The 25,683-nt window shown below is 34.4% G+C and carries 9 protein-coding genes; 3 read left to right on the forward strand and 6 right to left on the reverse strand.

Features of this window, described 5'->3' with window-relative positions:
* Positions 1-46 precede the first annotated feature (46 nt).
* From ACHRVZ_RS07915 to ACHRVZ_RS07925, 3 genes are read left to right on the forward strand one after another with little or no spacing between them, the layout of a single operon-like run.
* Positions 47-874 (forward strand): DUF4349 domain-containing protein, encoded by an 828-nt coding sequence (locus tag ACHRVZ_RS07915; RefSeq protein ID WP_395421740.1) that lies wholly within the window; start codon positions 47-49, stop codon positions 872-874.
* Positions 875-876: 2 nt separating this feature from the next.
* Positions 877-2,514, forward strand: coding sequence for a S41 family peptidase (locus tag ACHRVZ_RS07920; protein WP_395421741.1), 1,638 nt, complete (start codon positions 877-879; stop codon positions 2,512-2,514).
* A 5-nt stretch (positions 2,515-2,519) separates the two neighbouring features.
* Positions 2,520-3,323, forward strand: a complete 804-nt coding sequence (locus tag ACHRVZ_RS07925; RefSeq protein WP_395421742.1) for an OmpA family protein — start codon at positions 2,520-2,522, stop codon at positions 3,321-3,323.
* Between the two features lie 58 nt (positions 3,324-3,381).
* On the opposite strand, the gene ACHRVZ_RS07930 is transcribed toward ACHRVZ_RS07925, so the two are convergent.
* From ACHRVZ_RS07930 to ACHRVZ_RS07955, 6 genes are all read right to left on the reverse strand, one after another.
* Positions 3,382-3,828, reverse strand: coding sequence for a GNAT family N-acetyltransferase (locus ACHRVZ_RS07930; protein WP_395421743.1), 447 nt, complete (start codon positions 3,826-3,828; stop codon positions 3,382-3,384).
* Positions 3,829-3,852: 24 nt separating this feature from the next.
* On the reverse strand, positions 3,853-4,821 hold the full coding sequence (locus ACHRVZ_RS07935) for a DUF4837 family protein (protein WP_395421744.1): 969 nt from the start codon (positions 4,819-4,821) through the stop codon (positions 3,853-3,855).
* A gap of 46 nt (positions 4,822-4,867) precedes the next feature.
* Complete coding sequence (locus tag ACHRVZ_RS07940) at positions 4,868-6,712, reverse strand: LysM peptidoglycan-binding domain-containing protein (RefSeq protein WP_395421745.1); 1,845 nt, start codon at positions 6,710-6,712, stop codon at positions 4,868-4,870.
* A gap of 111 nt (positions 6,713-6,823) precedes the next feature.
* Positions 6,824-8,011, reverse strand: a complete 1,188-nt coding sequence (locus ACHRVZ_RS07945; protein ID WP_395421748.1) for a phosphoglycerate kinase — start codon at positions 8,009-8,011, stop codon at positions 6,824-6,826.
* A gap of 158 nt (positions 8,012-8,169) precedes the next feature.
* Positions 8,170-9,144: a type IX secretion system membrane protein PorP/SprF gene (locus tag ACHRVZ_RS07950; RefSeq protein ID WP_395421749.1), complete on the reverse strand. Its 975-nt coding sequence runs from the start codon at positions 9,142-9,144 to the stop codon at positions 8,170-8,172.
* Positions 9,145-9,188: 44 nt separating this feature from the next.
* A complete protein-coding gene (locus tag ACHRVZ_RS07955) occupies positions 9,189-25,637 on the reverse strand; it encodes a T9SS type B sorting domain-containing protein (protein ID WP_395421750.1) in 16,449 nt (5,482 codons plus the stop codon).
* Positions 25,638-25,683 lie beyond the last annotated feature (46 nt).

Raw genomic sequence — 25,683 nt, forward strand, 5'->3', positions numbered from 1 at the left:
AAAAATTATAAAAAAATTGTAGTTTTAGATCTAATTTGAAAAAATCATGAGATATATTTTCTTTTTGTTCTTTGCTCTTTTGAGCTTTTCAGGTTGTAGCAAACACGAGGAACCAATGGCAGAGATGGCAGTTAGTGCTGTTAAGCTTCCTCCAAAAAATGAATCGATTGCAAATTCAGATGCGAAAGATAAAATGGCTGATCCTGCTTCTCCTGAAATTCCACAAAAAATTATAAAAGAAGCTTCTATTCGATTTGAAACCGATAATTTGGAAGATACTTTCAATCGAATTCAAACTGCAATTGCAGCAAATAAGGCTACTATCCAAAATGATTCTGAAGGTAAAGATTACGACAACATCTATAGAAATTTAACTGTTCGTGTTCCTAGTCAAAATTTTGATGCTTTTATAAATGCGATTTCAAAAGGTGTTTCTTATTTTGAAAGAAAAGATATTTCTTCTCAAAATGTTACCGAAGAATATATTGACTTAACTTCAAGATTAAAAACGAAACGAAAACTTGAAGAACGTTATCTACAAATTCTTCAAAAAGCAACCAAAATAAATGAGATTCTGGAAATTGAAAAACAGATTTCGGCAATTCGTGAAGAAATTGAAGCTAAAGAAGGACAATTGAAATACCTTGAAAATCGTGTTTCGGAAAGTACTGTTACCATTGAATTTTACAAAACCATAGCTCAAAAAGAAGGTGTGAAAACATCTTATGGCTCAAAAATTTGGAGTGCAATTGAATCCGGATTTTATAGTCTTTCAGGGTTTTTACTCTGGATTCTTAGTGTTTGGCCATTTATTATACTATTTTGCGTACTCGCCTATTTTATTAGAAAAAGATTTAAAAGAAAAAAAATATAATCATGTATCCTTATTTCAAAAAGAAATTTATCATACCAACTGTTGCGGCAGGATTTTTATTTATTGGAACCAGTTTCAAAGACGACTTTTTTGAAATCGCCAAGCAAATAGAAATATTCACGACATTGTTTAAAGCCGTTAATACAAATTATGTCGACGAAACGAATCCTGTTGATTTGATGGACAAAGCTATTAAAAGCATGTTGGGAAGTTTAGATCCTTATACGGTTTACTTTAACGAGCGCGATGTTGTCAATTTCAAAATCAATAATACTGGAGAATATACCGGAATTGGTGCTTTGATCTCAAGAAAAAAAGATCGACTAATTGTTCGTGAGCCTTATAAAAATTATCCTGCAGATAAAGCGGGATTAAAAGCGGGAGACGAAATTATTCAGATTGGTGATGTTATGATTGCTGATTTTAAAGATGATGCTTCACAATTATTAAAAGGTACAAAAAATACTAAGATTACTATCAAATATATCCGTCAGGGTAAAACTTTTACAACCGATTTGGTTTTAGATGAAGTCGACATTAAATCGGTTCCATTTTACGGAAAAATTGATGACAAAACGGGTTATATTGTCTTAGCACATTTTAGCAGAAAAGCATCAACTGAGGTAAAAGATGCTCTGGAAAAATTAAAAGCTGACGGAGCAAAACAGATTGTCCTTGATTTAAGAGGAAATCCGGGTGGTTTACTTAACGAAGCAATTGATATTTGCAATTTGTTTGTTCCCAAAAATGAAGTTATTGTTACTACAAAATCCAGAATCGAGAAACACAATAATATTTACAAAACGACGAAAGAACCTGTAGATACTGAAATTCCTTTGGCTATTTTAGTAAACGGACGAAGTGCATCTGCATCTGAAATTGTATCGGGAGCTTTGCAGGATTTAGATCGTGCTGTGATTTTAGGAAGCCGCAGTTTTGGAAAAGGTTTGGTACAACGTTCTGTAGATCTAACTTACGGAACGCAGTTAAAAGTTACTATTTCGCGCTATTACACACCTTCCGGCCGTTGCATTCAGGCATTAGATTACGCGCACAAAGATAAAAATGGTGTTGCTCAAAAAACGGACGCTAAAAACTTTAATGCTTTTAAAACCAGAAAAGGAAGAACTGTTTATGATGGCGGAGGTGTTTTACCGGATATCGAATTGGATGAAACCAAAATAAGCCCGATCACGAGTGCATTAATGAAAAACGACGGAATCTTTGATTACGCGACAACTTATTACTACAAAAATCCAAATTTAGGAGATAAAATTCCAACTATTACTGACGCTGATTACAGCAGTTTTAAACAATACTTAAAAACGAACAAAATTAGTTTTGATACTGAAACTGAAATTGCTTTAAGAAACACTTTGGCAGCAGCTAAAACTGAAAAAATCGATGAAACGATCGCACCTGAATATCAACAATTACTGGCTGCATTAGAAAAAAGCGAAAGTACATTATTAGATAAAAATCAGAAAGAGATAAAAGGTCTTATTCAGGAAGAACTGATTAAAAGATACCAATATCAAGAAGGTTTGTATCAATATTACATTAAAAATAATTCAGAAATTAAAAAAGCAGTAAATGTTTTAAATAATCAAACTGAGTATAAAACGATTTTAAAAATGTAAAAAGAATGAAACTTTGTAGAGCCCTATTTCTGTTTATTATTTACAATTTATCGGCGCAGCAAAAACCTATTGAAACTATTTATTTCGAATTTGATAAATTCGATCTTACTCCAAATCAAAGCGAAGTTGTAACCCATTTTATCAAAACAATTGACAGCTCTAAAGTAGAGTCAATACAAATTTATGGCTATTGCGATGATCGCGGAACTGACGAATATAATTTTCGTTTATCAAATAATCGTGCCAATACCATTCAGAATCTATTGGTTTCAGCCGGATTCAATCAAAGTAAAATCGTTATACTTGAAGGAAAGGGTCGCATTGTTGTGAGACCTGATACAATTGAAAATCTTCATGAAACCCGTTTACGGAATCGGCGGGTCGATTTGATTGTTGTCAAGAAAAACAGCTACGGAAAAGGAATTTACAACTCATTTACAGACAAAGTGAAAGTTGGCGACAAGATTTTTCTGGAAAACATTTTGTTTGATATTGGAAGTGCAAAACTCACTACAAATTCTAAAAGAGAATTGGATAAAATTGCTACTGCTTTACAAAATCAAAAAAATATTGAATTTGAAATAAGAGGACATGTTTGCTGTACTCCGGAAATATACAGCGACGGTATTGATAAAGACACTAAGGAAAGAAGGCTTTCCTGGAATCGTGCCAAAACTGTTTTTTATTATTTGAGTTCTAAAAAAATATCCAAAAATCGTATGACTTATCAGGGCTGCGGTAATAAATATCCATTAGGAAAAGGCGATAATCTTGATCGTCGGGTGGAGTTCTTGATTACTAAGATTTGAATACAAAAAATTAAACCCAACAGGGTTTAAAAAACTGTCGGGTTTAAAAATCAAAATTTTACTTTCTTATCATTTCGATATGAGGAATATCATCTTCCAGATACATTTCGCTGGATTGAACAAATCCGTGACTCTCGTAGAATTTTTTCAAATACAACTGAGCACCTATTGTGATTTCATCTTTATTGAAGTTTGATTTTATTGCTGCAATCGCTTCACGCATTAAATCGTGTCCCCATTTTCTATCTCGATAATTTGCATCTACTACTACGCGCCCTATTGAAGCGTTATCAAAACTAATACCGGCATCAAATAAGCGAACATAAGCTACAATTTTATTGTCGTATTCCCCAATTAGGTGTAATGCTTTCTTGTCTTTACCATCAAGATCCAAATAAACGCAGTTTTGCTCTAATACAAAGATCTCACTTCTTAATTTAAGCAAATCATATAACTCATGAACTGTTAATGCCTCAAAAGGCTTTATTTTCCATTTTAACTCCATTCTATAATATTCTAATCTTAAAATTTATCTTCTATCTACTTTAACTGATTTTATAATCGCTTCTAAATCCAGCATTAAATCACGTTCCTGATTGGATGGCGAATAACAGAATCCTTCAATTACTAAAATTCTATTGTAGGTTTTGTCTACAATTGCGTAATTAATAAAGGGTCCGGCCATAAAATCATTTTTTAATTCCCAGGTTCCTTTAGTTTCATACGCTTTTTTCTCGTCTAAAGTTGTAGTCGAAAAATAGGGTGCATATGCTTCACCAGTTATCATTCGTGTATTGGGTTCACTGCCTTTAATATAACTTCCTACAGAATCGCGCATTCGAATAATATTTCCCACAACATCTGAACTTTTTTCAAAACTACGAATCGGAATTTGATAAATAAGCAAACTCGTATTCCCGCTTATGATATTTTTTTTGAGCCAAATAAAATTCTTTTTGTGCAACATGTACTCATAACCTGTTGGAATTTGTAAATCGATATGGAATTTGTTTTTTATAACAGCCGGATTTAACAATGATTTGCTGTTATCTTCCTGTATTTTCTGAATTTCAGCATCACGGATCGTTTTAATGATTTGTGCTGAATTGAGTTCGATACTACAAATAATGTCGTCTACAGATTTTCCGTAAATTCTAAATGTATTGTGTGGCAATGATTTACTATGGGTGATTTCGAACTTATCTACTGCTGCTTTTTTAACCACTATAATACTTCGGCTGTCGGTAACAAAACCTTCGAGTAAACGTGCAGGATATTGGTTTATAGTAAATAAAGGTTCTTCTTGCGTGAGTCCCAAAACGGGCGATGCAAATTTATTTCGGATGCTGTCTCCTACTTCACCGTACCACAACTGATCGTCTATAATTATAGAAATCGAGTTTGTTTTACCTGATACTGGTTGCGGTTGTTTATCGTTCTTTAAACAAGAAATCAATAAAAACGGAAGTAGTAGAAATAAAAAATGGGTTTTATTCATTTTCTTAAGTTATGAAATAAAACCCAAATTTAGGTAAGATTTTTTATTATCCGTTTATTTTGAGTTTCATTCCGGGTTTAATATCTCCGTCTTTAATATTATTCCATTTTTTAATATCCGAAATGGTTACACCAGGATATTTTTTAGAAATACTATACAACGAATCTCCTTTTTTTACGAAATAATCTTCTCCAAGATTTTTAGGTGAAGCAGCTTTTTTCTTGAATGAATCAATCGAAGAATTTGAAGCTATAGCAGTTGTTACTGCACTTTCATCAATGATTTCAGGAACTGCCTTAGAAACTACTATTGTTTTTCCTAAACCAATATTATTTGAAGTCAGACTATTTAGTTCTTTTAACTCCGCAATAGTCGTACCGAATTTCTTTGCAATGCTTCCTAAATTATCTCCAGCTGCTACAACATACTCTTGAGACTGTGCATTGTTTTTGTCTTTATCATCTGCAGAGGCAATAGCTTCTTCAGATTTTTTCTCAACTGCAAGTGTTGATTTAATGTCTTTAGTATTTTTAGCTAACGGATCAAAATCAGATTTAATTTTTAACGTTCTTCCAAGTGCAACCGCGTTTGATTTAAGATTATTCCATTTCTTTAAATCACTAATATTTACATTGTATCTATCTGCAATAGCACCTAAATTGTCTCCTTTTTGAACTTTATAAAGCTGAAGATCTTTAGACAATTCTAATTTTTCTTTTACAAGTGGTTTTACTTTTGGTGCAACTTTCATTGCCAATTGTGCCGGCAATGATTTTGTTCTTGATTGATAGGCAACGTAATTGTAAATTTTGTCTTCGTTTGAAACAAATGTGGCAATTTTATCTTTCGGCAAACGCAAGAAATGCTGTTCTCCCTGATAATATGGTACAACGTTTAATTTGTATGAAGGATTTAAAAGTTGAATTTGAGACTGTGGCATATCTAACAAATCTGCTAATTGTTTGAATGTCATTTCATTCTTAATGTTAACAGTATCTGTTTCGAAGTTTTTAACAACCGCTCTTTCAGGGTTTATTCCGTGTTCTTTGTGATATTCAAAAAGGTACATTGTAGCTAAAAAAGCGGGAACATAACCTTGAGTTTCTTTTGGAAGATAACTGCGAATGTCCCAATATTTACTTTTTCCGCCAGAACGACGAATTGCTTTTGTTACGTTTCCTGGTCCTGAATTGTATGAAGCTAAAACAAGTTCCCAATCACCAAAAATATTATACATTTTGGTCATGTACTCTGATGCTGCAGCTGTAGCTTTAAGTGGATCGCTACGCTCGTCAATATACGAATCTATTTTAAGTGCATACTGTTTACCTGTTCCGTACATGAATTGCCAAAGACCTGTGGCGCCCATTTTAGAAACTGCTTTAGGATTTAAAGCAGATTCTACAACGGCTAAATATTTAATTTCTAAAGGAACGTTTTGTTTGGCAAAAGCGTCCTCAAAAATTGGGAAATAATATTCTGATAAAGCCATTAATCGAGAAAACGATTTTTTACGATTCTTAAGAAATGACTTTATTATATTTTCTAATCCTTGATTGTATTCTATATCAAAAGGCGATTTCTCGTTCATTGCCTGCAAACGCTGCTTTAACAGCTCTGTTGGCAACTCTTCATCAACAGTAACATCTGTATTGATGGTTTGAATGTCTTTTGTCAGGTCATCATAAATATCTAAACTTGTTAATTCTTTCATCCAAAGACTATCAACGCGTGTTGCAGTTTCATCTTTTTTGAAGGTATTTTTAACAGAATCTAAATAGGATATCTTTACTTCTGGCTTAATTTCTACATTTGTTTTTGCAACATCTTGCGCGAACATAGACATAGAAAAAAACACCGAAACCACTATTGATATTTTTTTTACAATCATATAACATTTATTTTAACAGTCTATAATTCAAACAATTATACGACATCGTTTTTTGCAAACTTAAATAGTTTATGGATAAAAACTATGTAAAAAAATGTTAATTGTGAAATTTTAGTCTAAAATCGCAGCGATTCCAGGTAAAACTTTTCCTTCTAACATTTCTAACATTGCCCCGCCACCAGTAGAAACATAGCTCATTTTGTCTTCAAAACCGAACTGTTTTACTGCTGCAACAGAATCTCCTCCTCCAACTAGTGAAAATGCTCCATTTTCTGTAGCTTCAGCAATATAATCACCTAAAGCGATAGTTCCTTTTGAGAATGTTTCCATCTCAAAAACTCCTAATGGACCATTCCATAAAATAGTTTTTGACTCTAAAATTACTTTTTTGAAATTTTCTAAAGATTTAGGACCTGCATCAAGACCTTGCCATCCGTCAGGAATTTCTCTAACGTCTACCACTTTTGTATTTGCTGTATTTGAGAAATCGTCAGCAGCAATTACATCAACCGGAATATGAATTTGTACTCCTTTTTCTTTAGCTAATCTCAAAATTTCAAGAGCTAATTCTTGTTTATCATCTTCGCAAATAGAATCTCCAATTTTACCACCTTGTGCTTTAATGAATGTAAAAGTCATTCCACCACCAATGATCATGTGATCTACTTTGTCCAGAATATTTTCGATAACTGTGATTTTTGAAGATACTTTAGAACCTCCAAGTACAGCTGTTACCGGTTTTTCGCTATTTTTAAGTACTTTATTTAAACTTTCTATTTCTTTTGCCAATAATGTTCCGAAACATTTTTCAGTTGGAAAAAATTGTGCAATGATAGTTGTTGAAGCGTGTGCTCTGTGAGCTGTACCGAAAGCATCATTTACATAAATATCTCCAAGTGAAGCCAATTCTTTTGCAAAAGCAACATCTCCAGCTTCTTCTTCACTATGAAAACGTAAATTTTCAAGTAATAGTACTTCTCCCGGTTGTAAATTTTTTGCAGCGGTTTGAGCTACTTCTCCAACACAATTTTCAGCAAACTTAACCTCAACTCCTAAAATTTCAGAAGCTGTTTTTAAAATATGCTTTAATGAATATTTTTCTTCAACACCTTTTGGTCTTCCTAAATGCGACATTAAAATTACACTTCCTCCTTGTGCTAAAATAGCATCAATTGTTGGTTTCGCAGCTTCGATACGTGTAGCATCTGTTACATTGAAATTTTCATCTAAAGGCACATTAAAGTCAACACGAATAATTGCTTTTTTATTTTTAAAATCGAAATCGTTTAAAGTTTTCATTTGATAATTTTTTAGTTTTTTTGAAAGAAAAACAAATATAGAACTTTTACAGTAGTAATAAATTTGAAAAATGTAAAAATAACCTAGCTATAACTACGAAAACGATGTAAATTATGAAAAAAAACAAATTAACTGTTAAAAACGCTAAAAAAGCTTACTTAATCATGAACAGGTCCTTGAGTACAAGGACAGTTACTAATTGCTTGTAAGAAATCGAAACCAATTGTTATGGAATGCGTTCCAGTATTATAATTTCCAAGATCATTGAACATTACCTGGTAAGAGTATCCAAAATAGAATTTAGATTTCATGAAACCAACCATTGGTCCAACTGACAACGGTTTTGGGAATTGATCGTTTAAGAAACGATATGAAACTCCTATCCAATAATAATCTTCGTAACGATTGTAACGTCTGTATTTGAAGTTAAAGTCGGTTGTTGAACGTTTATCACTTGCAAAATATTGGTAATAAAGAGATGGTTCATATTCGATACGGCTGTTTTCACCGTCTCTAAATGTATATCCTGAGTATACCTGATAATTAGAAAGTAAATTTGGCTCAACTCCTCTATATTTATCTGTGTTTTTCTTTAATACGTTATTGGCATTAAAACTTACATAGAAGCCTTTATTACGATACAAAGCACTAATATCAAAGTTATTATTGGCATTATAACGATTGTCTGTTACAGAAGGATCTATAACGGGATGCTCTATTGTTGTATCGAATTCGTTGGTGTCAATTTTAAACGTATTAAAATTATAAGAAATACCAAATGACAGGTATTGCTTTGAATAATAATCTAAAATGATGTGATGCGCAAACGAAACCTTAGCTCCTGTTTGGCGCGTGTAACCATTTTTATCGTTGTAAAGTGATATACCAACTCCTGAACGATCCAAAACCCTGAAATCAGCGTAAAGTGATTGATTCTCGGGCGCGTCTTTAATACCAACCCACTGCGTAAGTCCGTTGGCCCTAATTCTAAGGTTATCGCCAATACCGGCAAAGGCAGGTGAAATTACAAATGGATTGTCCGCCAAATATTGCGTAAATACTGGTAGGTTTAACTCTTGGCTGTAACTTGTTGTTACAGCCATGAGTACTAAAGATAAAATAAACTTTTTCATTGTGATAATTTTTTTAGATAACATCATGAGGGGCTTTTATTTTGTTATCTGTATAAAGTGAAATGTCCTACAAACTCTCTATCATCCTTCGCATCATTCAGTTTAAGAACATACCAATAATCTCCTGAAGGTAAGTCGGCACCGTTGTATCTACCATCCCATTTTTGACCGTAGTGATACTTGGCGATTACACGACCGTATCTGTCGAAGATAGAGAACTCAAGGTTGTTGTAAATATTAGTACAACCAGGACCCCATGTTGTGTTGGTAACACCGGCCGGAGTAAAGTAATTATCAAGACAAACATCAACATAAATTGCTGGTACTACGATTTCAAAAGTACATCCGTTTTTATCTCTAACTATTACTTTGTAATCTCCAGATTTGTAGATTTTGTATTTGTTAGAAGATGTAAATGGCTCTCCGTTGAAACTATACTCGTAAGCAGGTGCTCCACCAGATGCTGTTACTGAAATTATATTCAATTCTGCTTGTCCCGGAGTCTCTATAAGTGATAACGGATCGTATGATTTGATATCGAAACTAGCCGTTTGCACAATACAACCATTTGTATGTCTTGCTACAATAAAGTGTCTACCTGGAGCAACATTTGTAAAGATGTTTCCTTGCCAAGGACCTACATCACTATCAAGTGAATAATCTACCTGTGAAAGATCAGTATTACTTTGATCAACTGTAACTGTAATCATATTTGTTTGTGCATTATTCACACAATCATAATTGATATCAATCGTTGGGTTCAGAATTACTGCATTGTCCATTATCACTTCAACTTTACTTAAACAAGTAGCATCTTTAATATATACCGTATGTGTACCTCCTTTTAGTCCTGTGAAATCATAATTTGTACCTGTTACCGGGCTATAAACTCCGCTCTCGTTATCAAGACTTATGCTGTATGGTGGTTTTCCTCCAAAAATTTCTACGCTAAACGCACCATCTTTGTCTCCATCGCAGATTTCTTGTAAAATTGGCCCTACTACTTTGGCTCCTAAAAGAGTTGGTTCTTTTACCTCAAGTCTTAAAACTTCGAAACATGAATTTTCATCTTGAACTACTATATCATAAAACCCTGGCGCTAAATGATCAAATACAAATTTGTCATCAAACATTCCTAAGTTTGGCGAAATCGCATATTTAATTACTCCTGTACCACCTGTTGCTGTAATCGCAATTTTTCCGTCGTTTGCTGCGAAACAAGTTGCATCGGTTACTTTAGAAACAACTAATAATGCTTCAGCTGGTTCATTAATAACTATTGGAGCAGAATCGAATTGACAATCTCCACTATCCACACGCACTATATAAGTTCCTTGAGGAAGTAAGTCAAAATAACCTGTTGGTTGAGCTAGCCTTACTACACCTCCTGAATTATCTAATAAAGTATAGCTATAATTACCTAAACCTCCAATTGCTACTGCATCTATTGAAGCTGTTGCGCTTCCTTTACAATAAATCTTAGCATCCGATAAATCTAAATCCAGACTTAATGGTGTAATTGGATTTACTGTAATATTATTAGAAATTGCTCCAATGCATCCTTTAGAATCTCTAACATAATATTGGTGATCTCCTATCGCTACAGCAAATGTTGTAGATGATGCAAATCTACCTAAAACAGTTGTGAAGGCTTGATCTGAACTATATTCGTAAGGACCTGTTCCTCCTATGGCACTTAATGTTAACGTTGCCGATGTTTTACATGTAATTCTGCTTTCCAGAACTAATGACGGCTCAACTCTTGCTGGCTCGCTAATTACCACTTCAGCACTTGGTTGCGAAGTACAATTAAGTCCATCAACTACTGTTACCGAATATGTTCCTGCAGCTAAACCAGAGAAAACTGGATTAGTTTGCGCCTCTGATGAAATAACCGGATTAAGAGACAGATAATTTAAAATGTATGAATAGTTACTTCCCTGACCTCCTGTTGGAAGATCAACTGTAATTTCTCCACTATTATCTCCGTTACACATTAAAGCATTTACTGTTGCACGTGCTGTAACTAATATTGGATCTGGATTTTTTAATGTTACTGTTGCTGTTTGAATACAACCGTTTACATCTTTTACATTTAGCGTATAGAATCCAGGTGTTAATCCTTCAAAAAATAATTGAGAAGAATAAGCAACATTTACCGGACCTACTAATTCATATTGTAAATCTCCAGGCCATCCACCTTCAGCAATTGCTAAAATTGTTCCATCATTACCTGGATCACATGAAATTGGTGTATGATTTTCTTTCAATGTTAATGCCGTAGCTGGCTGTTCGATCAAGAAAGTTGTTTCTACATCACAAGTTGGTTTACCCGTTAATTTTGCTTTAACAGTATAAGTTCCTGCTAATAAATTAGGAATATTTATTGTTGCACCTCCTGAATTTCCAGTAATATTAACTGGACCACTAATAGTGTAATCAAATGCTCCTGCATCATCAGATAGAGTAGTTTCCTTGTCTACTATAGTTAAATCAACACTTCCTGTTGCGCTTCCAAAACAAACAACATTTTTTACATTATTTGCTACTAAGTCAAATGTATTTGGATCGTTAACATAATGAATCATCGTAAGTACACATCCTGTGGTATTAGTTACTGTAACTAAATAATTTCCTATCGTTAATCCAGTGAAAGCTCCATCATTGTTTGTAACATCATAAATGCTTCCTGCGCTGGTTCCTTTTACTTTGTAACTCAAGACTGGCATAGGTGTTGTTGTTCCCGTTGCGGTAACATTAACCTGTATATCCTGGTCATTAATACAAGTAATTGCTTTAGTTACTGTAATGGCAGATGGAGTTGCAAAATCTATAGCCACGAATGGTTTAATTGTTGCAGTTGTTGTTCCTAAACAACCATTTGTATCATAAACATTAATCACATAGTTACCTCCTAATAGATCTGGTTCAATGTAAACAGGATTATCTCCTCTTTGAACCGGAATAGGATTTCCATTTTTCAAAAATTCATAAACTTTATAATCGTTAGAACCACCAGATGGAAGACCAACTGTAATCGTTGCATCGTTCGTTTTATTTATTGTTGTACATCCAAATTCTAATACATCAGGATTAGGAACAGTGATTGCCAACGGTTCTTCAACGTCAATAGTTTTATCAATTGGACAACCTTTTCCAGAAGTAACCGTAACTGTATACGTTCCTTTAGGAAGATTTGTAAATACGTTACCCACTAAAACCATTCCAAGTGGAGATGGGTTAATTGCGTAAGTATAAACTGGATTATTGTTCACTGTTGCTGTTTGATCAGCCATTTTTACAGTAATGCTTCCTGTGCTTCCTCCGTTGCAAAGTACTTTTGCAGCTGTTAAGCTAAAGTCAATCGCTGTATTTGGAGTTTCAAAAACAACTTCTACATCTTTTGTACAATTTGTTCCTGTATCTCTAACACTAAATGTATAAGTTCCTGGAGTCAAACCACTGAAAACTGGTGTTGGTTGAGAACTTACCCAATTGTCTTTACTGTATTCGTAACTTGGTGTTACTGTACCACCTGAAGGAATCAATGTTACTTCACCTTGACTTCCATTACAAGTAGGATTTGCAGTAATATCATATAGTAATTTTAATGGCTCTAAGATATTAACTACTTTAGTGACCACACATTTATTCTCATCACGAACATATACGGTATGATTTCCTGTAGTTTTTACTACCAAAACTTTATTTGTACCCCAGCTGTTTCCGTCTAGGCTATATTCCAGATTTACAGTAAATCCAGTTGCTACAACAGGAATATCGTAAGTACCTGCTGTACTTGGACATTGCGTAGGTATTGCCGAAGTAATACTTGGCATTGGATCTTGTGAAATATTAACTGTCACATGATCAAAACAACCTTGAGCATCTCTTACGTAAACATCGTAAGAATCAAATGCTGGAGCTATCTTATTTGTAGCAATCGCTATAGTTGTAAATGGTTTATAATCTCCACTTCCCGGAATTGTTGGTGGCGTTGTTGTAGGTACATATGTGTACATATATCCAGATGTACCACCTACAATTGTTGTATCGTCAATAGTAAGAACTGCTTTTAAATCATGACAGTTTTGATTCTTAACGCTTACTTTAAATCCACTTAAATCTAGAGGAGCTGGCTCAGTAATAATTACTGAATTTGAAGTTGCAGGACAACTAGGAAAACCCGTTTCTACAATTCTTACAGTATAATTATTTCCTTCAGCTAATCCGAAAGGAATTACAAATGGATTAGAAGTAGCAGTATCATGAGAACCTGAAGCTCCGGCTACTGCCGTTGCTCCTTTATAAACTGCATAATCATATGTTCCAGAATAATTTAAAATATTAATTTCAATTGTACCTGATGAATTACCACTACAATCTACGTTTGCAGAAGTACTTGCAACAACTTTTACTTTGTCGAAAACTGGAATTTCGTATGAAGTAGATTTTAAACTACATTTTGTATTATTATCCAAAACTTCAAACTCATAATAGCTACCTACTGATAAAGCATCATAAGTAAATGTATTTCCTGTAACTGGAAGTGGTCCCGCAATTAATGTACCGTCTTTATATACATTATAAGTAAACGGATTTGGTAGATTACTTCCTCCATTAATGGTCACATTTATTTCTTGTTTATTATTAAGACAATCCATGTCAGGACCAAAAACACCAACAACAGAATTTAATTTAGGCAATGGATCTAGTGCCGTAGTCAATGTTGTTGTTTGTATACAACCTTTCGAATCTTTTACATAAAACGTTGGATTTTGAATACTTCCATTATCTGTCAACTCAAATGTGTATTTATTGTCTGCAGGTACACTATTACTTGCAAAATAACGAATACCGTCTATACTGAAAGTATAAGTACCTGTACCTCCTCCACCTGTAACAACTGCTGTTGTTTTAGTTGGATTAACAACACAACTAAATGGTACTGCACTAGCTATAGCAGTTACTGCAACCGGATCTGTTATTTCAACATCTACATTTGCCTCGCAATTTAAGTTTGAGGTAACACTTACATTATATTTTCCAGGAGCCAATCCGCTAAATACATTCATACTTTGCATTTTAGCTGTACCAGCTGGTAATGGTGTAAGCGTATAATTATAGCTATCGCTATTATTTACTGGTCGTAAATTTACAGTAATAGTTCCGTTGTTATTTGTTCCTTGTGGAGCATTACAATCTACAGGTGTAATATCAATATCTGATATTAACAAATCTACCGGAGTTGGCGGATTCATAACAACTGCGTTTGTAATTACATATGAACAATTTTTTGCATCATAAACTACAATTTCATAGTTTCCTGAATCTGCAGCCGGAACAGTATAATAAGCAGTGTCTAGTCCTGCTGGGAATGCTGTTTGAGCAGATACTACGCCAGCAGGATTTTTAACGGTATAAGTATAAGAACCATAACCACCTACAGCAGTAATTTTAATTGTTCCATCAACCGCACCACAAAAAATATCTTTATCGTTTGTTGCCGAAGCAAAAAGCTGAGATTTGATATCTGCTTTTACAGATGCTAAAGATTGACATCCGTAAGCATCTTTTACAAAAACATCGTAACTGCCAGGAGATAAATTACTAAAAGTATAAGTATCATCTGAAGGCAAACTATTACTTGGTAAGAATGTGTCACCATTATCAATACTAAAAAGATAAGGCCCTACTCCTGATGAAGCTTTTACAACCAAAGTTGCCTTATTTGTACTATCATAACAATAGTCAGATGTTGCAGTAATAGTAGCTATTGGAGGTGTTGGATCTACCAAAGTAAATGAGTCTGTATCGACACAACCATTAGCATCTTTAACAGATACCCCGTAAAGACCTTTTAATTTAAGGTTTCCAAAAATACCATCAGTATTAGTTACTGTTGGACCTGAAGGAGGAGTAAGCGTATATATATTATTACCCCAACCCCCTTTAGTTGTAATAGTTACCGCTCCATCAGTACTACAACCTAATGGTGTAACATCTAACGGATCTAAACTTAAAGCTACAGCAGGCGCATCAATATCAAAACCAACAGGTTTAGAACACTTGGTTACATTATCAAAAACGTTAACGGTATGATGTCCAGACGCTAATCCTGTCAAATTGATTTTACCATCTGCAGGACCTGCTAAAGCAGGAAGAACTCCATCAAGTGAATATGTATAAGTCCCTGCAAACCCAGTTACTAATAAACTAGCCTTACCATCAGCAATACCAAAACAGCCAATATCTGTTGTTGATTGTTCTACAATATTAATTTTAACAACGTCATCAATTTTGTACGAAAGCTGTTTTGTACAACCGTTTAAATCGGTAATCTGGAAAATATAATCTCCCGGTAACAGACCTGCGAATGCAGGATTACCAAAATTATCTTTAGCCGCACTTGCAGGTGAAACAATTTGATAAGACAAATCTGTAAGAGCAATTGCACCAGCTTTATTAACTGGACCCGAAATCGTAATTGTAGTTGACGAAAATGCAGGATCACAAGTAATTGCATTTGAAGGCGTCATTACAAAATTTGTTGGCGGATCTAATAGTACAACTGTTAGTGAATTACTATTTGTACATAAGTTAGCATCTCTAACACTATAATTGATAACTTGATTTCCACGGCTATTATCTACATAATATGTTGTTTCGCCACTAAAATCACTTCCATCAAAACTATATTCATAAGTACTTGTACCTCCAAGCGCTGATAAAACAATTTTTGTAGGTTGCATACTATTATTAGTACCACAAGTTGGTTGCGCAAAATTGGCAGAAACTACTAATGGATCAACTGGTTCTGCAACTATTATTCCTGTTTTTTCAGTTTCACAAAGCAAAATGTTTCTAACTGTAACTGTATAAGTTCCAGCCACAAGATTATCAAATCTATTTTCTGGTTGGTATGGATAAGAAGCTGTAGGTGAACTAGTTTTATCCAATTTATATTCTACAGGAAAATCTGCAGAAGCTACATTAACAATAATACTTCCTGTATTATCCGTTTTACATTTTACATCGATAACATCTGTATCAAAAACAGTTGGCACGATAGCTTTTACTGTAACCGTTTTTTCAATTTTACATTCACCATCAGTAATTTCAAATATATAATCACCTGCTGTTGCTGTAGGAGTTGTATAATCGAAAGAAGTTGCTCCAGCTGGAGTCAATGGTATTGATGCACTGTAACTTCCACCTATTCCTAATTTTACTCTATAAGAATAATTTGTACCTAGACCTAAAGAAACATCACCATGAATAACAGCAGGTGTAGAAGGTGTTGGAAACGGACAACCAAGAGCCGTCTGTACCATTAAATCTGCTTTGATTCTGCTATTAACAATATACTCTGCTTTCGCCACACATTGGTTATTATCCATTACAAAGAAAGTATAAGTACCCGCAGCTGAAATTGTAAATGTTGGTTGCGCTTGATAATTACCCGGAACAGCCGTAGCAAGAGGCCCATTTCCTATAGCATAAGAAATTGAAGATCCTGTAAATACACCACCCGTAACGGTAACGGTCGTTGGTAAAGCATCAATACAAACTGATGCTGGTGCTGTAGCTGAAGGTGCAGCATCCTTAACTACTTTGACAGTTGTTGCTGCTGGTTTAATACAATCATTAGCATCTTTTGCATATATATAATATGTTCCCGCTGCTCTGTCATATGAAGTTACAGTATTCCAACCCGGATCGTTTACCGTTGGAGCTGTACTAGAAGTAGTTACCTGATACATATACGGACCTGTTCCGTCCTTAGCCTGTACCGTAATAACACCTAACTTATTACAATTCTCATTTTTAAATGGAGTAGCTGATACTGATAACTCTATAGAAGATTCGAATATATCAAAATTTACAGAACCAGATTTACACCCTTCATATGTTGCTCCTGCACCACCATGTTCTATAAATTTAATATAATAAGTTCCAGGAACTAAAACTCCAACAGGAGGAACAATATTTACTGTTCCTGGTGCTGCAATCGGCAGAGATACATTTAGCATTGTCGGACTAGCCGGATAAATCTGAATATCTGTAAACGCTTTGTAAATTGCGTAATCTACATTAGTAGTACTTGGATCCAAATTAGAAAGAGAAAATTTAACACTTCCATCCTTCGCTCCTTTACAACTAACATTCTTAGGAGTAACTGTTGCTACTAATGGTGAAGACGGTGATAAAGCACCACCACTTTTTACATAATAACATTTTGTTGTTTTATCATGTACTACAAAAGTATATGTTACACCTGGTGTTAAATTTGTAAACTTTTTAATATCTGGAAAGTTAACTGGATCATCAGCTAGAACATAATTGTTTGTATATGGCGAACCACTATACTCTAAAATTCCAAATTCATAATTATGACTTCCTACAGGTGAAATAACTTTTATAATTGCAGTACCACCCGTTGTACAATCAGAAGCCAAAGTAAGATCGATATCTAAATCTGAAATAGGAGAAGCTACTGTGATTTGTTTACTAACACTACAACCATTTGCATCAACAGCTGTTAATGTGTACAGACCATAATTAATAACAGGGAAAGTCCAGTCTCCACGACCGTTTTTAGTTATATCTGTTACATCTGTAATATCTGCTGTGTGTGGATTTCCCGAAATTACATCACCAAAATTATTAGTAATATAATACGTGAAACCTTTCGTAATTGCCGAAGTTGGATCTTTAGGATCAACATGTTGTATAGTCCCTCCTGTTATAGTTTTAATTGTAACTGATCCTAAAGTAGTTCCTGATGAAGCATCACAAGTAATAGGCACACTTGTTAAAACAAAATCAATTAAAATTGGTTGGTCAATAACAATATCTTTGGTTACAACACAACCTTTACCGTCCGTAACTGTTATAGTATAATTACCTGCCGATAGTCCGTAAGTTTGTGTACCATAATCTTTAGCAGTATTAAATGGTGCTGGTCCTCCTGTTCTTTGAACATTAATTGTATATGGCGCAATACCTTTAGTATAATCAATAACAACATCTATAGCTGCTGTTTCGTCACCATTACATTTTATAGATTGTACCACATCTGCAGATATGATTTCAGGTAGTACAGGCTCCTTAATGGTAACCATTGTTTCAAGTGAACATCCTGCAGAGGTAACTTTAAAATAATAGTCACCAGGTCCAAAAGCCTGAAATATACTACCAGGCTGCAAAGTAGGTGTACTATAAGTTCCTGCGGCGCCAAGTTTATACTCCCAAGTATAAGTAGTATTTCCACCACTTGCAGACAACTTAATTTCAGCAGGGTTTGTAGCCCCAGAGCCTATTGGACAGCTAAGTTCTTTCTTAATTTCTGCTGAAGCAGTTAATTTATCATTAACGACTAAAGTTGTGGTTTTCTCACATCCGTTGTCATCTTTAATCCCTAAAATATAAGTACCCGGACCATTAATTTTTTTAATTGGATCAATATTATAAGAACCATCAAGACCATATAATGGTATTCCGCCATAAACTGTACCTGAAATAATAACAGGTATTTGAGTTCCCGTGTAACAAATTGTCCCTGCGGAAACGATCGTTGGCTCATCATCTTTTACTAAAGGCACCACCATACTTTGACGACAATTTCCGTTTTTATCAGTTACATAAGCAATAAAATTAATACCATCAATACTTGTGTCCTTAGTAAAAATACCACTAGTATTATAATCTGTAGGGAAAACCGGAGTATCAGTAGATTTAACTACTGCAAAATACAATGGAGAATTTCCACCAGAAGCAGTAACTTTAATAGTTGTGTTAACTTTTGAACAATATACTTTTGATGCAGTAGCATCTAAGTCTTTAATCACCAAAGGATTAGCTAACGTTACATCCGCTGTGCTTTTACATTTTGTCCCATCATTGGTAACCGTAAAAGTATAGGTTTCACCACCATTTAATCCTGTATATGTAACTACGTCTGCCACTGCAGGAGGTACTGTAGCGATTGTTCCTGAAACACTTCCATCCAAAGTATACGTATAACCTCCTGTTGTGTTTCCTGTAATTGTAAATTTAATTGAACCGTCACTAACGTTATTACAAGTTACATTCGATACAATTCCGCCATTAGCATAAATTGGACTAGCTGGCAATATTTCAAAATCATTAGTTATCGTACAATTGTTTGCATCAGTAACTTTAAAGAAATAATGACCTACTGCTAAATCAGCGAACGTGTGAGTATTTAAAGCATCATCTACAGTTACTTTACTAGCCGTCGGGCTAGTAATTTCATATTTAAATGGACTTGTACCACCTGTTACATCTAATTTTAAATCGGCATCTAACTCTGCAGTTTTACAAGTTATTGAATTAGACGGTGTAATAACAAGAGCTGTTGGCGAATTTAAAGGTGCAACAGTAGCTGTTCTTGTAATCGTACAGTCGTTTGCATCTTTAATTGTAACTGTGACATCACCAACTACTGTTGTTGAAAATGTATTTGAATCAACAAAACCATTTCCATCTCCGTAGTCGTATCTGTATTTTTTTAGTCCTGCAAATGGTGTACCGTTAGCAATCGTTACTGTAATAATCGCTGCTTGAGCAGTTACTCCTGGTCCGCATTTTAAAGGTGTTGTTACATCGGCACTTCCTGATAAAGCAACTGGCTCACCAATAGAAACTGTTTGCGCATCTGAAAGACATTTTTTAGCATCTCTAACTACGATTTCATAATCACCTTTCAATAATCCGGCAAAAATATTTGACGGCTGGAAAGTTCCTCCATTATCTTTACTGTATTCGTAAGTTCCAGTTGCTGGTGTACCTGTAACTGTAATAGTTCCAGTACCTCCATTACATTTAGCATCCGCAGTTTTAAAAGTAAAGCTAGGTTTTACTTTTACATTGATTACTCTAGAAACAATAGTTGTACAACCTTTTTTATCTGTAATTTCAAAATAATGAGTTCCAGATGCTCCAGTATCAAAAATAAATATATTTGATCCTGCAGCGACATCAGTATATGATTCTGTAGTAAAAATCCCTGTTGTATTATGTCTGTATTTATAATCCGGATATCCATCTAAAATTGTTACCTCAATTGACGCATCCGAAGAAGCTGGAGCTACATCACAATCTAGATCTGCAAGCAATTTAGTTGAAGCTGAAATTGGAATAGCAATAATTTCTTCATCTAAATCTATAAAACATCCCGTAGATGTATCTGTAACTCTAATTGTATATTTTCCAGGTGTTAATCCTGAGAAAGTTCCATCAGCTTTTGCTGTACCTTTGTTGATGCTATACGTGTAATTTGTTTGTGCATTAGGAGTCACTTTTAAAGTTGCTCCACTTCCACCAGCACAGTAAACAGAAGTTGCGTCGATACTTGCTGTTGGTTTTACTTCAGGGTCAATTGTAAAATCTGCACCCACAACATTACAACCAGTTCCATCTGTTACTGAAACACTATAAGTACCTGCAACCAAATTTTTAAACAGATTGTCATTCGTTTGATTAATTGCTGTTCCAGCAACTGGGGCTTTTTGAGTAACAGTGTATGTATAAGTTCCTGATCCTCCTACAGCATTAATTTTTGCTGTTCCTAAAACCTTACACGTAACATGTGTAAGATCTGAAGGATTTAATTTTAATGCAGATGCCGGACCCGCCACTGTTACCTTTTCTGTAACTATACATTTTGTAACTGAATTTGTAACGGCAATAGTATGTAAACCTGCACCTAATCCAGAAACAGTAATATCAAAAGGATCAGTTGTCGAAATACCCGATCCTGTTGTTGGTGGTGTTGTATCTACTGAATATGAGTAGTTTGTACCTACAACCATTCCGCTAACCGTAAATGTAGCAGAACCATCAGAAGCGCCAAAACATTTTATACTAGTTGGAGTACCTGCTACTGTAAAGTCTTTAGGCAAATCAATTAAATGCGTTTTTTCGTAAGTACATTTATTTGCATCTCTTACTTCAAATTTATAAGTAATACCAGCTTTAATATTATCGAATACATTACTTGGTTGAAACGGTGTCGCTGTTGGCGAAACAATTCTGTATTCTAAACCCGTAGTTGGTACAGGCACATTTGCAGCGTTCACTACGTCTGTGATTGTAACACTTCCTGTGTTTGTTGGGCAAGTAGCCGCCGTTGTTGTAGTAATTGTCATTCCTTTTGGAGGATTCAAATCTACAATAGTCAATTTTGGCGTTGTTGTAAATGTACATAAATTACTATCCGTAATAGTTACTGTGTAATCTCCTGCTACAGAAATATTATTAAAAATCTTTGTGGTCTGAGTTATTAATGCAACTCCATTTCTATTCAGAGTGTACTTGTAAATACCATTCCCACCCGTAACCACTGCACCTACAGTTATTGTTGCAGGGTCAACACAAGTATAAGGAGTTGTTATTGTTGCAGTACCACTAATTGGATCTGGCGCCACTAAAGTGATCTTTATACTTTTTGTACATTTATTTTCGTCTTTTACATAGTAAGTATATTCTACTCCTGCACTAAGACCTGTGTAATATGATGTATCGTCATAAAAAATTCCATCTCTACTGTAAGTAAATTTACCAGTTCCTCCACCTGGTTTCAACAATATTGTTCCATCAGAAGAACCACTACATTTTGGATTTACATCTGTTGACGATAATGTAATAGGAACTAATGCATTAATTTTAGCATCACTAGTTGTTGTACAATTATTTGCATCTTTAATTGTAAAAGTATAATCACCAGACACTGCTGTTGTATACGTAAAAGTATTTCCGGTTATACTAGGTGGGACCAAAACTCCTGACTTATCACCAGTAGTAATTGTCACTGCAAAAGGTGCTTTACCTCCTTCGATTGTTCCTGTAATTACTGCAAGATTTGCTGGTGCAGGATCACAATCAAGTGGACTTGTAACTGGAGTCGCTGCAAGTAATTGAGCAGTTATAACTTGAGTAATTGGATCTGAACTACATCCAAAACTATCTGTAACTATAAATTCGTAAGATCCTTCGTTTAATGCTTTATAGGTAAAATTAGGTCCTGTAAATGTTGCGCTTGCTCCGCTTGGTGTACCTCCATTATATTTTACTGTATACGTATAATCTGGTACTCCATCTGTAACTTTTATTGTGATATTCGTTCCTGTATTTTTATCAAAACATACACTAGATGGAACAATATCTAATTTTGGTTTTACTGGAGCAACGATATCTACAGATGCCAAAACTTCTGTCTGACAATCGTTTAAATCTTTGGCAACAACTTTATAATTTCCAGTTATTTTAATATCAAGAAATGTATCTGAATCTTGAAAAGCTTTTACAACTGTTACACCGTCCGTTTCTCTTAATTCATACAAATAACCTGGAGTTCCATCAGTTGCCTTTGCCTTAATATTTGCTCCACCGAAACATTTTAATACTTGATCTACCCAAGCATCTACTTTTAATTTTTTTGGAGATTTAATTTCCTGCGCTACCGGAAAAACACAACTACCTGCTTTATCATCATAACGAATACTAATGTTATAAATTTTACTGGCTAAGTTTTTCAATGTTATACTACCACTTGTAGCAGCTGGAACCGGAATTACAGTTTGCCAACCAGCAGGATCACCAGTCACTAAATATTGGAATCCTTTTGTCTCATCAAAGTTTTTAGCTGATAATGTAATTTCTCCATTTTGCTCACCACTACATTTTACATCTTTATATCCGGTTATACCCGCCGAGAAAGCTTTACTTCCATCAACGAATATTGGAAAATTAGCCACAGTATTACAAGCTTTTGGCATTTGAGTAACCACTAAATCATCAACCGCAAAATCAATACCATTGACCTGAGATAGCTCTAATCGCAATACAAAATCCAAACTAGTATTATTACCTGGATCAATAATTCTTGTATATGGAACCCAACCTTCTGTTTTTGGTATTTTACCTGTAGATTGAGACGATAACGCTACTCCGGAACCATTTTGTAATTCAACAGTAAGCGAAGCGTCTGGCTGAGTATTGGTCTTTATAAGTAAATTGGTAGCAACAAATGTAACTTTGATCGGTACATTTGGAATAATATCGTTAATGGTTTTTCTATATAGAACTGCATTATTAGGAATTGCATTTCCTGCATCGACTGCCAAAAACCTTCCACTTGTGTTCTTCCCTTTACTCGTATTATCTTTTGGACTCCACCATCCACTATATGGATTATTTTTTAAAAAATTAGTAACAGTATATTCTCCATTTCCAAATCTCAAATCATTATTACATTTTGTAGCTTCTACTTGTCTTTCCCAACAAAAGTTAGGATTAATACCTGGAGAACTAACATCTGGTCCTGAACCAAAAGTTTCATTCAACAAAACACTTTCCGTAGGAACATTTAACACATTATAACTTACTGATATAGTATGATCTCCTTGCGTTACATTTTTAAAAATATTTGTTGGTGAATTAGTATTAAGAACTCCATCTATAAAATAATCATAGGTAAATTGTGTAGTTGGACTTCCACTATTTAAAACTGTTACAGTTGTTGTTGCAGAGCCGTCACAATTAAAAACCGGATCAGCAACAGATATAGTTGGAGGTGTAGGTTGATTTAGTAAAGTAATTGCGTTTAATGGAATTTCACACTTTTGATCTTTGATATAAAATATATGTGTTCCCGGGTCAACATACATTTCCTTATCGGTTACCCATGTTTTTCTATCATCATAACTATATAAATAAGGACCATTGGGTCCAGTTAGCGGAACTCCCCCTTCGGCATTTGTAATTCTAACTTTTCCCTGCTTTACATTTCCTACCGGACCACAACCTGATAATTCTGCAACTCCTACAGATGCAGTCAATGCCGTTGTTAAACCTATAGCAATAGGAAAATCCGGATCAGTACAATTTTTACCACTATTAACACCTGATTTTTTATACCTAACACTAATGATATAATTTTCCGGATCAAGACCAGGGTACTGTTTTGTTGCAACATTACCAGTTACACTTACGGCGCTATAAGATCCGCCATTTATACTGCTTTCAATAGTATATCCATTAACATCAGTTACGTTTATCGTTATTATTCCTTTTGGATTTGTACAGTCTCCATCTGTTTTTGTAATCGTATAAATTGGTTTATCTATATCTGCAACAGTTGTTTTTTTATCGATTGAACAACCATTTGCATCTATGATACGAATAGTATATATTCCTGGTCTTACTGTTGTAATTACGTTATTTCCATTTTGAACAAATCCAGCATCATCAATATCTACTAAATATCTATAAGGAGTTGTTCCTCCTCCAGCTGTAACAGTTATACTACCAGAACTACAAACACCTAATGCTGTAGTCTTAAGAGTCATGGTTAAATCTGCTGGGGGATTCGGTATAATTACAGCCGGTTTATTATCAATAACACAATTTGTTTCTTGAATTACTGTTTCAACTCTATAAGTTCCAGGATCTAAATCTTTAAATGTATATTCTAATTCTTTACCTGCTTCTACATCATAAAATGCTAAACGGGTTGTGCTACTTGCTGGTTTATATACATTAAACGTATAGGCTTTGCTATTATCATTTTTAATTACTTTAATACTTCCTTTTCCGTTGTAACATCTTGGTGAAATAACTTCTGTAGAAACTGCTAACGTTATACTCTTAACATCTTGATTTAAAACCTTAAATTCACATGAACCAACTACTCCTTTTATTCTAATAAAAGCTGTGTAATTACCAGGTGTACTAGTTGTAAAAGTATTGTTTACATCCCATGCTCCAGGAGCTCCAGTTGTAGTAAAACTATATTCATATCCACTTCCAAATCCACCAACTTTAATTTGACCGGGAATTTGGCAAGTTCCGCTGGCATTCTTAATAATATCACTTTTGGTAATAGCGGTAGGTATTAAAGTATTTTGATAAACATTAAAATAAAAAGTAGAAGGGTTTCCGGCATTGTCGATGATCTTAATTCTAAATTGACCTGCTGAATTTGCTATATAAGCGCTTTTATCACCAACTTTTACCCAACACGCATCAGAAGCATTGTCGTTGGCACAATCACTATTTGAAACTGTCACACAACTACCTCCAGATATAAATCTTTCCCAAATAATAGATCGTGCATCCGTTATTTTAGTATCGATAGTTCGAGAATCGTTTCCTCCACATAAAAATAATTTTGGCAATAGTTTTCCGTCATTTGGACACTTAACAACTTGTCCAGCATAAGGTAATTCCGCATATGGAATAACTGGATTCGTAAGTGCAGCAGCAGTGCTACTCGGTTTATTTGTCTCGTTATTAGTATAAGTACCAAACTGTTCATTTGATGCAAAACTGCCCATTAAAAACTTTTCGGTTCTTAATGCTTGGTCAGTCCTGTCAACATTTGAAACCAAATTTTGAGAGTAGGAAATAATGCTTTGTAAGAAAATCAAAGACATTAATCCAAATTTTAGAATAGTAGGTTTTTTCATAACAATCACTTTTTAGCTTCGTTTTATACTTTAAGGGGCTTTAAAG

Origin of the sequence: Flavobacterium sp. FlaQc-57 (assembly GCF_044007395.1) — a bacterium.
In the GTDB taxonomy this organism is placed as follows: Bacteria; Bacteroidota; Bacteroidia; order Flavobacteriales; family Flavobacteriaceae; genus Flavobacterium.